Genomic DNA, 12,986 nt, shown 5'->3' with positions numbered 1-12,986 from the left:
GTTTTAGAATATCATAAAACTAGATAAACACAAATGCAGAAACTATGATTTTTATCAGTCAAGAAAGTATGATATTAATCATATTATATCCAAAAGTGTTTTAACAACTTTGCAAAAATTAATGAGACGATTATGGTAGAATCCACATGTTTCCATTGTGGAAATGATTGCGATAAAAACAGTATTAACTATGATCAAAAAACATTCTGTTGTAATGGGTGTAAGACTGTATATGATATTTTTTCAAATCATGATTTATCCTGTTATTATGATTTACAATCAGCTCCTGGAGCCATTCCTAAAGAAATTGAGGGAAAATACGATTATCTCGATACTCCTGCTATTGCTGAAAAACTAATTGAGTTTGACGATGACAATACTCAAATAATCACTTTGTACATCCCTCATATACATTGTAGCTCGTGTATTTGGATTTTAGAAAACCTGCATAAACTTCAGCCTGAAATATCTGTATCTCAAGTTAACTTTCCAAAAAAAACAGTACGCATCACTTTTAATAATAAAAGCATTTCACTTAAAGAGGTTGTTTCTTTATTAAGCACTATCGGTTATGAACCCTATATTAGTTTAGAAGATTATTCGACTGGTGCACAACAAATAAATCGTAGTTTGATTTATAAATTAGGTATTGCAGGATTTGCCTTTGGAAACGTAATGTTTCTATCGTTTCCTGAGTATTTTGAAGTTTCTGAATTTTGGTTAGAGCGTTACAAACATACTTTTCGTTGGTTGATGTTTGCCTTCTCAATTCCTGTCGTATTTTATGCAGCTCAAGAATATTTTATTTCGGCTTACAAAGGTTTACGCTCCAGAATACTAAATATCGATATTCCAATTGCATTAGGTATTCTAGCTCTTTTTATGCGAAGTACTATCGAAATTATTTTTGATTGGGGTACTGGTTTTTTTGACAGTCTTACCGGACTTGTTTTCTTTTTATTGTTAGGTAAATTTTTTCAACAAAGAACGTATTCATTTTTATCCTTCGAAAGAGATTATAAATCCTATTTTCCAATTGCCGTCACTAGAATAAGTAAAGACAACAAAAAAGAAAAGAGTATTCAGGTATATGATATTAAGAAAGGTGATCGGTTATTAATCCGAAATAGAGAACTCATACCTGTAGATTGCATTTTAATAAAGGGTGATGCACAAATCGATTATAGTTTTGTAACAGGCGAAAGAGAACCTGTGGTTAAGCAATCTGGTGATAAACTTTTTGCCGGAGGAAAGCAAATGAACGCAGCAATAGAGATTGAAGCGATAAAATCTGTAGAACAAAGTTATCTAACGCAATTATGGAGTAACGATATCTTTACAAGTAAGGCATCAGTTTCCTTTACAAATCTTACAGATACCATAAGTAAATATTTTACAATAGTCATTTTATCTATTGCAATATTGGCAACTACATTTTGGATTATTGTTGATGCTACAAAAGCAATACATGTATTTACAGCTGTATTAATTATTGCTTGTCCTTGTGCATTGGCGTTGGCAAGACCTTTTGCTTTAGGTAATATCCTACGCATTTTTGGAAAACATAAATTCTATCTCAAAAACACGGACGTTATTGAGCAATTAGCACAAATCGATAGTATTATTTTTGATAAGACCGGTACCATAACTACCGCTACATCAGGAGCTATTCAATATCACGGTATGCCACTGACTCCTGAAGAAGAATCTTTGCTTAAAAATACCTTAAGAGCCTCTAACCATCCTTTAAGCCGAAAACTATATGCCATACTTGATCAATATGATATCATGACCTTAGATGATTATCAAGAGTATTTAGGAAAAGGTATTTCAGGAACATTGGATCAAGACCATATAAAAATAGGATCGTCGGATTTTGTTGGGGGTACTACAATTACAGAAAAATTGAATACGAGTGTACATATTAGTGCAAACAATACGTATAAAGGGCATTATAGTTTTCATAATCAATATAGAAATGGTGTACAGTCTATATTTGAAGCTTTATCCAAAGATTATGAATTAACAATTTTATCAGGTGATAATGATGGTGAAAAAGAGTATCTCACAAAGTTTCTTCCAGAAGAAACTACCTTGCTTTTTAACCAAAAACCTAATAACAAACTTAACTACATAAAATCCCTGCAGCAAAAAAACCAAAAAGTTGTTATGGTTGGTGATGGACTTAACGATGCAGGAGCTCTTAAACAAAGTAATGTGGGTATTGCCATTTCTGAAAATGTAAATGTATTTTCGCCCGCTTGCGATGCCATTTTAGATGCCTCTAAATTTGATCAAATCTCTACGTATTTAACCGTCTCAAAAAATGGAATTCGAATTATAAAGTCAAGTTTTGTGTTATCTTTTATCTATAACATAATCGGACTATTTTTTGCTGTTACAGGGCAATTATCTCCAATAATTGCAGCTATATTAATGCCGTTAAGTTCTATTTCTGTAGTATTATATGTTACACTACTCACAAATATTTCATGTAAAAAAATATCTAAGTCGACATAATGACATTGAATGATCATAATCCAATAGCGCATTTTCAAAAATGGTTTCACGAAGTAGATAAAGCTTATCCCGAAGACGAAACTAATATCATGCTATTATCTACAATAGGATTAGATGGTTATCCAAAAAGTAGGGTTGTTTTATTAAAACGATTTACATGGGAAGGTTTTGTATTCTTTACAAATTATAATAGTGAAAAAGGAAAAGCTATAGCCGCAAACCATAATGTTTCTCTTCATTTTAACTGGTCTAATGCAAAACGTAATGTACTTATTTTGGGTAAAGCACATAAAATTGCTTCCAATTTATCAGATGGGTATTTTGACTCTAGACCCCAAGGAAGTAAAATAGCTACATGGGCATCGTATCAAAGTGATATAATTTTATCCCGAGAAATACTGGATACTCGTTTTAGATATTACCAAAATTTGTTTACAAATCAGGATATTCCAAGACCAGAATATTGGGGTGGATATATAATCAAACCTAACTATCTTGAATTTAAAGAATATACTACTGCCAAAGAATATAGTGATATCACATTATACACACTTAATGCAGATTATAGCTGGTCTAAACATAGAAAATACGATCATAATCACTAATGTTCATTAGTCTTGTAAGTAGTAATATTTAGCACCTTATACAAAGGGCACCATCTTGCAAAACCCGTAAGTATTACTATTCCTGATATGGTCAATAAAAAGATTCCTAAGGTATTCGAAACGTAATTTTCATAGAATAAATAGGCTAACACAATGCCTATTAAAATTCTAAGAACCGCATCTATCTTTCCTATATTTTTCTTCATAACAAAAAATCTTTAGAGCGTTAAAAATCAGTTTTCACAAAGTTGCTAAAGAAATCCTCAGAAAAACCTGACAAATGTCATTTTTTAAGAAAAGCTTCACACATACTTTTGAGGCATAAACGTAAAACATGGGTGTGATTTATATACTTCTAACGATTAGTATAATCGTAGCGATCGTCTTTTTTATCAGTTTTATTATAGCTGTTAAAAATGGGCAATACGATGATGTATATACTCCTTCTGTTAGAATGCTCTTTGATGATGAAATTGTTAAAGACCAAAACGCAAAACCTTCAAAAACTACTAAAACTAAACAATCTTAATATGGAAATAGAAAAGTTCTACTACGATAACAAAATCGTAAAAAAATTCTTATATGCTACTATGCTTTGGGGCATCGTAGGAATGTCTGTAGGATTATTGTTAGCCTTTATGTTTCTTTTTCCAAATCTTACCGATGGTATCTCATGGTTAAGCTTTGGAAGACTAAGGCCACTTCATACCAACGCAGTAATTTTTGCATTTGTTGGAAACGCCATTTTTGCAGGAGTATATTACTCTACTCAGCGTTTATTAAAAACACGAATGTTTAATGATACATTAAGTAATATTAACTTCTGGGTTTGGCAATTAATTATAGTAGGAGCTGCTATTACTTTACCACTGGGATATACTACATCCAAAGAATATGCAGAACTAGAATGGCCTTTTGATATTGCAATAGCTATTATATGGGTAGTTTTTGGTTGGAATCTTATTGGCACTATATTAAAAAGGAGACAACGCCATATGTATGTAGCGATCTGGTTTTATCTAGCCACCTTTGTCACGGTTGCCGTACTTCATATTTTTAATAGCCTTGAGTTACCCGTTAGTGCTTTTAAAAGTTATTCTGTATACGCTGGTGTTCAAGATGCTCTGGTTCAATGGTGGTATGGTCACAACGCCGTAGCTTTCTTTCTTACGACTCCGTTCTTGGGGTTAATGTACTATTTTATTCCAAAGGCGGCTAATAGACCCATTTACTCATATAGATTATCTATTGTTCATTTCTGGTCTCTAATATTTATATATATCTGGGCAGGGCCACACCACCTATTATATTCTTCTTTACCAGACTGGGCGCAAAATTTAGGTGTTGCATTTTCGGTGATGTTGATCGCTCCTTCTTGGGGAGGTATGATTAATGGTTTATTAACCTTACGTGGGGCTTGGGATAAAGTGCGTACCGATCCCGTTTTAAAGTTTATGGTTGTGGCGATCACTGGATATGGTATGGCTACTTTTGAAGGGCCAATGTTATCTCTTAAAAATGTAAATGCTATTGCTCACTTTAGTGATTGGATTATAGCACACGTTCATGTCGGTGCTTTAGCATGGAACGGGTTTTTAACCTTTGGTATGGTCTATTGGTTAGTTCCAAAACTTACCAAAACAAAATTATGGTCTACAGGATTAGCAAATGCACATTTCTGGATAGGAACTTTAGGGATTATCATGTATGCGTTACCAATGTACGTAGCGGGATTTGTGCAAGCATCTATGTGGAAACAATTTAACCCCGACGGTACCTTAACTTATGGTAATTTCTTAGAGACTGTTAACGAGATCATCCCTATGTATTGGATGAGAGCTATTGGTGGTAGTTTATATATTCTCGGAACCTTTGTAATGCTATATAACATTGTTAAAACTATACGAAGTGGTAGTGCAGTAACCGACGAGCTTGCAGAAGCTGCTGCGCTGCAAAAAGTTACTAAAAAAAGAACTGCTAAAGAAGGGTACCATACCTGGTTAGAAAGAAGACCTGTTAAGCTAACCATCTTTGCTACCATTGCTATTCTTATCGGTGGTATTGTACAAATAGTACCTACATTAATGGTAAAATCTAACATCCCTACGATTACAAGTGTAAAACCATACACTCCACTCGAATTAGAAGGAAGGGATATTTATATACGAGAAAGTTGCGTTTCATGTCATTCACAAATGATAAGACCATTTCGAAGTGAGGTCGAACGATACGGGGAGTATTCTAAAGCAGGAGAATATGTTTATGATCACCCATTTCTTTGGGGTAGTAAACGTACAGGTCCTGATCTCATGAGAATTGGTGGGAAATACTCTGACAATTGGCATCTAAACCATTTTTATGATCCCCAAACGACCTCATCCGGATCCATTATGCCAAGTTATAAATGGCTGATCAAAAATAAACTGGACAGATCCAATACTGAAACAAAAATGAAAGCAATGGTCACTCTTGGTGTGCCATACACTCCTGAAGAAATTACAAGGGCACAACAATGGATGGACGAGCAGGCTACAACTATTGAGAAGAACTTGTATAGCGATCCTGACTTTGCCAAAACCTATGAAGCAGATAAAAAATACGCCAAAGACAACGGGTTAGATTTTGTTGAAATGAGAAATCGAGAAGTCGTAGCTCTAATTGCTTACATCCAAAGATTAGGAACCGATATTAAAGTAAAAACCAAAGAAGATTTAGTACAAACCAAAGAATAGATATTATGCTAAAATTTGTAAAAGGTCATATGGAAAGTATTGAAGGTATAGCTATCTATCCTATCATTTCGCTACTTATATTTTTCGTCTTTTTCGCATTGTTATTCTGGTGGGTATTTACCGCCAAAAAAGAACATATCAAAGAAGTAAGTCAAATTCCATTAGAAACTGAAAACGAAACACAATTATGAGAAGTACATCATCATATTTGAGAGTGCTTGCCTTTTTAGGCATCGCATATATATTGATAGAATTAACTGTTGAATCTCCAGAGCAATCTGCATTTTTAACACAACCCTTAACCTGGATAGCATTAGGACTTGTTTTGTTATTTGCTGTGGCTATAGAAATATGTGTAGCAGCACTAAACAATGTCTTATTTCAATCACTAAAACCAGAAGAACAAGAGCGATATCTTCTAGCACAAAAAAAGAAGAAAGAAAATCAATTTAGATGGTTTAAAGCTACATATTTAAGACTATTAGATAGTAAACCTGTAGAAGAAGAAGGAGAAATCATTCTTGATCATAATTATGATGGCATTCAGGAACTAGACAATAATTTACCACCATGGTGGGTATACAGTTTTTATGCTACAATTATATTTGGTGTAATATACCTTATAAGGTTTCATGCATTTAACGATTATACACAAGCAGAAGAATACGAAACAGAAGTTGCTGAAGCTAAATTGGCTATCGAAGAGTATAAGAAAACGGCCAAAGATCTTGTTGATATCAATACCGTTACCGTACTTACAGAAGCTTCTGATATTAGTGCTGGGAAATCTATTTTTTCTGCAAATTGTGCTGCATGTCACAAAGCCGACGGCGGAGGAGGTATTGGTCCCAATCTTACCGATCAATATTGGATATTAGGAGGCGGTATTAAGAACATTTTTAGAACAGTTTCTGAAGGTGGTCGTGATGGAAAAGGGATGGTAGCCTGGAAACAAACTCTGAAACCCGCAGAAATGGCTCAAGTTGCGAGCTACATACTTACGCTACAAGGTTCAACACCTTTAGATCCTAAAGAAGCACAAGGAGAGTTATGGGTTGATCCTGAAGCTTCAAAAGAAGAAATCCCGCAGGATGAAATTCCTGAAACTATCTCAGATTCAACTGCTGTAGTAAGTAAATAACTCTAGAAAACATTTAAAACCAGTATCCCATTGGAAACACCAAATAATGAAAATTTCAGAGATTCTATAGGCACGATTAACGAAGAGGGTAAACGTGCCTGGGTGTATCCCAAAAAACCTAAGGGCGTTTATTATGACTACCGTAAATGGGTAAGTTATGGTTTATTACTATTCTTGTTTTCTGCTCCTTTTATTAAAATTAATGGAAACCAATTTCTTCTTTTTAATGTTCTAGAACGTCGTTTTAATATTTTCGGAGCCCCATTTTGGCCACAAGATTTTCACTTATTTGTAATCTCGATGATTATAGGAGTCATTTTTGTGACTTTATTTACAGTGGCATTTGGTAGACTATTCTGCGGATGGGTATGCCCACAAACGATCTTTATGGAACTGGTTTTTCGAAGAATCGAATACTGGATCGAGGGAGATCGCGGCAAACAAATACGTCTAGACAAACAAAAATGGGATGCAGAAAAAATCAAAAAACGTACTCTTAAATGGTTCATATTTTTTGTTATTTCTTTTCTAATTGCCAATGTTTTTTTGGCCTACTTAATAGGTAGTGATCAATTATTAAAATACATTATCGATGGCCCCTCTAAACATATAAGTACACTTATCTCTCTTCTTATTTTTACAGCTGTATTTTATTTTGTATTTGCCTGGTTTAGAGAACAGGTTTGCATAATCGCCTGCCCTTACGGAAGATTACAAGGAGTATTATTGGATTCTAAATCTATTGTTGTCGCTTATGACTATAAGCGAGGAGAAAAAGAAACTGGGAGAGCTAAATTCAGAAAAAATGAAGACCGCCCTACTACAGGAAAAGGTGACTGTATTGATTGTTTTCAATGCGTTCATGTATGTCCCACGGGAATAGATATTAGAAATGGAACACAACTAGAATGCATCAACTGTACTGCTTGTATTGATGCTTGTGATCATATGATGGAAAGTGTACACCTGCCTAAAGGATTAATACGATATGCCAGTGAAGATAACATTGCCAAAAAAGCAAAATTCAAATTTGGTCCAAGATTAAAAGGATATAGTGCCGTACTGGTCATCCTTACAGGTGTTTTATTAGGGATGTCGTTCTTGCGCAATGATGTAGAAGCAACAATTCTAAGATTACCAGGACAATTATATGAGCGAAAGGCAGATCATATTATTAGTAACGTCTATACCTATAAATTGGTCAATAAAACCACTTCAGAAATAGAGGATGTTCATTTTGAATTGCTATCACATAATGGAAAAATAGAACTCGTAACGCATAAAAATTTTAACGTCCCAGAACAAGGGTTAGCTGAAGGAACTTTGTTTATAGAAATCAACAGTGCCGCGCTAAGTGGAGATAAGGACAGAATAAAAATTGGCGTATACAGTAAAACTGAATTAATAGAAACAACGACAACGGCATTTCTAGGCCCAAGAAGTTATAAATAAAACAACTATCATGAAAATAAACTGGGGAACAGCAATCGTATTAGTTTTTATAGGATTTATTTCTTTTATACTATACTTCGTAGTTCGAATGAATACCGAGCAAAAGTTTACTCATGATCTTGTTACAGAAGAGTATTATAAGGAAGAGTTAGCTTTTCAAAAGGAAATCAATGCCGAAAAAAACGCAAAAACTTTGGAAGGTACTATTCAAATTAAAAAAACTGATAGCGGTCTATTGATTTTATTTCCAAAGCACACAAATTCTGAGGATATCTCTGGCACACTATCTTTTTATAGGCCATCAAATAAAAAATTAGATTTTGAAGTTCCTATTTCACTCTCAAATGCTCAAATGCTTATACCAGATAAAAACCTGATAGAAGGCAGATGGAATATTACTATTGATTGGGAGTTCGACCACACTCCATATTTATTTAAAAAATCATTTATGTATTAAACATGTTACTATCAGCTGTCATATTAGGTTTATTAGGAAGTTTTCACTGTATTGGCATGTGTGGACCTATTGCATTTATGTTACCCGTAAACAGGAAGAATAACACCCAGAAGCTATTTCAGATATTTTTATATCACCTTGGTAGATTGTTGGCTTACGCCATTATTGGATTGTTTTTTGGGGCTCTAGGTAAGAGTTTACATCTTTTCGGGATGCAACAGACATTATCTATTATTGTTGGCGTATTAATGATTTTAATTATCGTAGTACCGCATCACCATTTTAATCAATACAATTTTTCTAAACCTATCTATAAGCTGGTGTCCAAAATAAAAAACAATCTCGGAGCTGCACTTAAAAAGAAAACTTCGGATACTTTTTTAACCATTGGTTTTTTAAACGGTTTTTTACCTTGCGGTCTCGTATACATGGCTGTATTTGGCGCCATTGCATCTGGTGATATTTTTGAAAGCAGTCTATATATGATCCTTTTTGGATTAGGAACTATTCCTTTAATGACTACAGCGGTCTACTTAAGTAACTTTTTAACCAAAAAAGTACGACAACATATCCAGAAAGCCATTCCGGTATTTGTAGTACTTATCGGGTTATTGTTTATAATACGAGGATTAGGGCTTGGGATTCCTTATATTTCTCCCAAGCCTGTTACAGAAATAGTTTCTACTAATTTTGAGTGTCACTAAATCACAGATTAAATAGTCATCGAAAATAATGTAGTTTCAGGAATACTGCGTTGTAATCTTAAGTCAAAAGCCATACATATATTACGCACAAACGGACGACCTTTTTCGGTAACTTTTACTGTATTTCTAGATATTTCTAATAGCCCATCAATTTCAAGCTCTTTTAGATTTTGCAACACTTCTGGCAATTCTTTAAAGTATAAGTCATCCTCTTTCCAGTTGGTTTCAAAATGACACATTAGGTTAAGAATGTGTTGTCTAATAATCTCATCTTCTTTGTTTAATATATGTCCGCGATACACCGGAATGATATTTTCATTTACCAAGTGCTGATATTCTTCTATATTCTTTACATTTTGAGCAAAACCATACCAGCTATCACTAATAGCAGAGACGCCTAACCCAATCATCATTTGTGTTTTTGATGCTGTATATCCCATAAAATTACGATGTAACTTTTGATCTTCCATTGCTTTGTATAGCGAGTCATTTTGCAAACCAAAATGATCCATTCCGATTTCTACATAGCCTACTTTTTTTAGTAGTTTTTTACCCATTTCGTATTGCATTCTTTTTTGCTCTGCAGAAGGCAGGTCAACATCTTTAAACCCGCGTTGCCCATTTCCTTTTTGCCAAGGCACATGCGCATAACTATAAAATGCTAGTCTATCTGGTAATAGCGCTTTGGTTTTTAAAATCGTATTAATCACGGCTTCTTGAGTCTGAAAAGGTAAACCAAAAATAATATCATGCCCCACAGAGGTATACCCAATCTCTCGAGCCATCTCGGTGACATATTTTACATTTTCAAAAGGTTGTATACGATGAATTGCTTTTTGAACATTCTCGTCATAATCTTGTACACCAAAACTTACTCTTCTAAAACCTACATCAAACAAGGCCTGTAAATGTTCTTTGGTCGTATTATTAGGATGACCTTCAAAACTAAACTCACAATCTTTAGCACGGTCTACTCCTTTAAATAAAGAACTAATTAAATACTCTAAATTCTTTGGAGAAAAAAAAGTAGGTGTGCCACCACCTAGATGTAATTCTTTTATTTTTGGTTTGGTTTCTAATAAATTAAGGTATAAACTCCATTCTTTAAGTAACGCATGTATATACGGTAACTCTACGTCATGTCGTTTTGTAATTCTTTTATTACAACCACAAAATGTGCACATACGTTCACAAAAGGGTAAGTGAATATACAGGCTTATCCCCTCGGTAGTATTACTTTCAGAAAAAGATCGTTTTACAGATTTCTTCCATTTGGACAATGAAAATGTATCAATATCCCAATACGGAACCGTTGGATAACTTGTATATCTTGGTCCTGGAATGTTATACTTATTAATCAAATTTGTGCTCATTATTATTATTTTCGATTAGAATTACTACTATTTATTCATGTAATACCAAAAAGGGAATAGTGGTATGATAGCTTATTTTTTCTACGGTAGGATGAAATAAAATGCGTTGAAAAAAATTAAGGTTCTTTGCAATCATTGTAATCATTGTAATATCTCTACTTTCTACAAAACATTGTACTGCTTCTTCAATATTAGGGTTTGATAAAAAATGAAAACTATGCTCTATATCTTCTAATGCATCATCCAAAAAATCTTTATTCTTTTCTTGTAACCCACTTAACTTTTGATTTTTCTTAGTGACATGCAAAATTCTCAAACATGTATTATGTACGTCCAAAATTTCTGCAATAGTATGCAGTACCCTATTCTTATATGATATATTATAGTCTGTAGGAAAAGCTATTTCTCTAGGTCTTGTATAAGTTGCTTTTTCGGGAACTACCAAAACAGGGCATTTTACTTTTGTAATAACATCACCTGTATTACTTCCTATAGTTTTTTCTTTGAGACCAGAGGCACCTTTGGTCCCCATCACAATAAAATCAATATGTTTATGCTCTATTTGTTTTCTGATAGCATCAATAAAGAAGATGTATTCGTTTATCCAAAAAAACTGATGCTTTGTATTTAATGGCAATTTTTCGATTTTTTTCTGTAACAATCGCATTTGTTCTTTGTGACTATGCGTCGTGTTTTCAACAACCGAATTTGTGGTATCATAAAAAGTAGTTCCTCCCATCATTTCTTCGTAAGGTGATACATGCAAAAGAAAAAAATTGCACTTCACTTTTCTAAAAAACGATAATGCATACACAATGGCATTCCATGAATTGTCAGAAAAATCTGTGGGAATCAGGATGTTCTTCATCATAATTACTTTCTAAAACAACAAATGTATTGGGATGCTATGATCAAAAGAATGACAAAAATCAGTTTATCGATAATTATACTATGCTAAGCAGAAGTTATTCAAAAAAATAAGTCAAATACAAATACCTACTGTATCACTAAAAACATGATAAGAAAATAGCAATGAGAACTGATTTATATCATAAAAAACCTTGTGATAACTCCTTAAGTTTATCCTATTAACTAAACCCGCTTTATGTATTAGAAAATCTATTATATAAAGCAGGTTAAACAAATAGTACTACTATGAACACTACAGATAATATTGCGGTTACTTTTTATCAAAATCTTGGTAAACTCTTTTATGCGATTGCAGCTTCAGATAAAATTGTTCGTAAATCAGAATACGAGTCTTTAAAACAAATTGTAAAATCAAAGTGGTTAGCTGTTGATGATATTACAGATGAGTTTGGTGTGGATGCAGCTTTTCAAATCGAAATTGTTTTTGATTGGATGGATTATGAAACTCCAAATGCAGATACTTGCTTTAAAGAATTTCAAACTTTTTACGAAGAACACAAATCTCGTTTTAATACCGAGATAAAAACATTAATATGGGAAACAGCAAATGCTATTGCTGGTGCTTTTTCTGGTAAGAACAAATCAGAGCTAATGATGCTGGGTAGATTAAAATTGATTTTTGAAAACTGATTTATATCATATTTTAATAGGGGTTGCGTAATTAATTTTACTTCAACTTAAAAACGTACTATTATGACACTATATGCAAAAATAAATGCCGATTTTTCTCAAAATTATATTGGGTATTCTGCTTTGGCTATCATCGCATCAACTTGTTTAGGTTCAATAGCAATTATGACAACATTATTAAACGGAAATGATCCTTTACAGATGTTTATGGTCTTTTTAAGCGTTGTTGTTTGTAGTGCTCATAATGCGGCTATACTAACGGTTCAAAAACCTAAACTAGTTTTAGATCTTTTAATTATAAGTATTGTAGTTAATACAATGCTACTTATCGGAAACGGGCTTTTTTAATCAATATTAATGCTATTTACAAAAGGCGAGTTTTATGTTAAGCTCGCCTTTTTTTGTTTCGCCTATAAGGTGATCAATATCATATTTTTATACG

At 33.4% G+C, this 12,986-nt stretch carries 14 protein-coding genes; 11 read left to right on the top strand and 3 right to left on the bottom strand.

What is annotated here, in order from left to right; genetic code table 11:
* Positions 1–132: 132 nt before the first annotated feature.
* Positions 133–2,520: a heavy metal translocating P-type ATPase gene (locus AWE51_RS17885; protein ID WP_066316178.1), complete on the top strand. Its 2,388-nt coding sequence runs from the start codon at positions 133–135 to the stop codon at positions 2,518–2,520.
* Positions 2,520–3,125, top strand: a complete 606-nt coding sequence (gene pdxH / locus AWE51_RS17880) for a pyridoxamine 5'-phosphate oxidase (RefSeq protein ID WP_066316176.1) — start codon at positions 2,520–2,522, stop codon at positions 3,123–3,125. The genes AWE51_RS17885 and pdxH overlap by 1 nt, the downstream gene beginning before the upstream one ends.
* On the opposite strand, the gene AWE51_RS17875 is transcribed toward pdxH, so the two are convergent.
* A complete protein-coding gene (locus AWE51_RS17875; RefSeq protein ID WP_066316174.1) occupies positions 3,122–3,331 on the bottom strand; it encodes a YgaP family membrane protein in 210 nt (69 codons plus the stop codon). The two genes, pdxH and AWE51_RS17875, sit on opposite strands and share 4 nt — an antisense overlap.
* A gap of 128 nt (positions 3,332–3,459) precedes the next feature.
* Here AWE51_RS17875 and ccoS point away from each other — a divergent pair, with 128 nt between their 5' ends.
* The 7 genes from ccoS to AWE51_RS17840 are packed head-to-tail and all read left to right on the top strand — an operon-like array spanning position 3,460 to position 9,611.
* Entirely contained in the window at positions 3,460–3,654 is a 195-nt protein-coding gene (gene ccoS, locus AWE51_RS17870) for a cbb3-type cytochrome oxidase assembly protein CcoS (protein ID WP_066316171.1), read from the top strand.
* A gap of 1 nt (position 3,655) precedes the next feature.
* On the top strand, positions 3,656–5,857 hold the full coding sequence (gene ccoN / locus AWE51_RS17865) for a cytochrome-c oxidase, cbb3-type subunit I (protein WP_066316168.1): 2,202 nt from the start codon (positions 3,656–3,658) through the stop codon (positions 5,855–5,857).
* Between the two features lie 5 nt (positions 5,858–5,862).
* Positions 5,863–6,048, top strand: coding sequence for a cytochrome C oxidase subunit IV (locus AWE51_RS17860; RefSeq protein ID WP_066316167.1), 186 nt, complete (start codon positions 5,863–5,865; stop codon positions 6,046–6,048).
* Entirely contained in the window at positions 6,045–6,998 is a 954-nt protein-coding gene (locus AWE51_RS17855) for a cbb3-type cytochrome c oxidase N-terminal domain-containing protein (RefSeq protein ID WP_066316166.1), read from the top strand. The genes AWE51_RS17860 and AWE51_RS17855 overlap by 4 nt, the downstream gene beginning before the upstream one ends.
* Positions 6,999–7,028: 30 nt before the next feature.
* Entirely contained in the window at positions 7,029–8,450 is a 1,422-nt protein-coding gene (gene ccoG / locus AWE51_RS17850) for a cytochrome c oxidase accessory protein CcoG (RefSeq protein ID WP_066316161.1), read from the top strand.
* A 10-nt stretch (positions 8,451–8,460) separates the two neighbouring features.
* A complete protein-coding gene (locus tag AWE51_RS17845) occupies positions 8,461–8,907 on the top strand; it encodes a FixH family protein (RefSeq protein ID WP_066316159.1) in 447 nt (148 codons plus the stop codon).
* Between the two features lie 2 nt (positions 8,908–8,909).
* Positions 8,910–9,611, top strand: coding sequence for a sulfite exporter TauE/SafE family protein (locus AWE51_RS17840; protein WP_066316156.1), 702 nt, complete (start codon positions 8,910–8,912; stop codon positions 9,609–9,611).
* 8 nt (positions 9,612–9,619) lie between these two features.
* Here AWE51_RS17840 and hemN read toward each other — a convergent pair whose 3' ends face one another.
* Both hemN and AWE51_RS17830 read right to left on the bottom strand, forming a co-directional pair.
* Positions 9,620–10,984, bottom strand: a complete 1,365-nt coding sequence (gene hemN, locus AWE51_RS17835) for an oxygen-independent coproporphyrinogen III oxidase (protein ID WP_066316154.1) — start codon at positions 10,982–10,984, stop codon at positions 9,620–9,622.
* A gap of 31 nt (positions 10,985–11,015) precedes the next feature.
* On the bottom strand, positions 11,016–11,855 hold the full coding sequence (locus AWE51_RS17830; protein ID WP_317041838.1) for a universal stress protein: 840 nt from the start codon (positions 11,853–11,855) through the stop codon (positions 11,016–11,018).
* A gap of 284 nt (positions 11,856–12,139) precedes the next feature.
* On the opposite strand from AWE51_RS17830, the gene AWE51_RS17825 reads away from it, so the two are divergent.
* Positions 12,140–12,544, top strand: coding sequence for a hypothetical protein (locus AWE51_RS17825; protein WP_066316151.1), 405 nt, complete (start codon positions 12,140–12,142; stop codon positions 12,542–12,544).
* 63 nt (positions 12,545–12,607) lie between these two features.
* Positions 12,608–12,892 (top strand): hypothetical protein, encoded by a 285-nt coding sequence (locus AWE51_RS17820; RefSeq protein ID WP_066316149.1) that lies wholly within the window; start codon positions 12,608–12,610, stop codon positions 12,890–12,892.
* Positions 12,893–12,986: the final 94 nt, after the last annotated feature.

Origin of the sequence: Aquimarina aggregata (genome assembly GCF_001632745.1) — a bacterium.
Lineage (GTDB): Bacteria > Bacteroidota > Bacteroidia > Flavobacteriales > Flavobacteriaceae > Aquimarina > Aquimarina aggregata.
The sequence above is the reverse complement of the archived record's forward strand: the minus strand, read 5'-3'. Positions and strand labels throughout refer to the sequence as shown.

Bases quoted from the DNA above. Each gene is read 5' to 3' on its own strand.
- hemN (WP_066316154.1), bottom strand. From the start codon at position 10,984: ATGAGCACAAATTTGATTAATAAGTATAACATTCCAGGACCAAGATAT.
- AWE51_RS17840 (WP_066316156.1), top strand. From the start codon at position 8,910: ATGTTACTATCAGCTGTCATATTAGGTTTATTAGGAAGTTTTCACTGT.
- AWE51_RS17830 (WP_317041838.1), bottom strand. From the start codon at position 11,855: ATGATGAAGAACATCCTGATTCCCACAGATTTTTCTGACAATTCATGG.
- ccoS (WP_066316171.1), top strand. From the start codon at position 3,460: ATGGGTGTGATTTATATACTTCTAACGATTAGTATAATCGTAGCGATC.
- pdxH (WP_066316176.1), top strand. From the start codon at position 2,520: ATGACATTGAATGATCATAATCCAATAGCGCATTTTCAAAAATGGTTT.
- ccoN (WP_066316168.1), top strand. From the start codon at position 3,656: ATGGAAATAGAAAAGTTCTACTACGATAACAAAATCGTAAAAAAATTC.
- AWE51_RS17825 (WP_066316151.1), top strand. From the start codon at position 12,140: ATGAACACTACAGATAATATTGCGGTTACTTTTTATCAAAATCTTGGT.
- AWE51_RS17885 (WP_066316178.1), top strand. From the start codon at position 133: ATGGTAGAATCCACATGTTTCCATTGTGGAAATGATTGCGATAAAAAC.
- AWE51_RS17855 (WP_066316166.1), top strand. From the start codon at position 6,045: ATGAGAAGTACATCATCATATTTGAGAGTGCTTGCCTTTTTAGGCATC.
- AWE51_RS17820 (WP_066316149.1), top strand. From the start codon at position 12,608: ATGACACTATATGCAAAAATAAATGCCGATTTTTCTCAAAATTATATT.
- AWE51_RS17875 (WP_066316174.1), bottom strand. From the start codon at position 3,331: ATGAAGAAAAATATAGGAAAGATAGATGCGGTTCTTAGAATTTTAATA.
- AWE51_RS17860 (WP_066316167.1), top strand. From the start codon at position 5,863: ATGCTAAAATTTGTAAAAGGTCATATGGAAAGTATTGAAGGTATAGCT.
- AWE51_RS17845 (WP_066316159.1), top strand. From the start codon at position 8,461: ATGAAAATAAACTGGGGAACAGCAATCGTATTAGTTTTTATAGGATTT.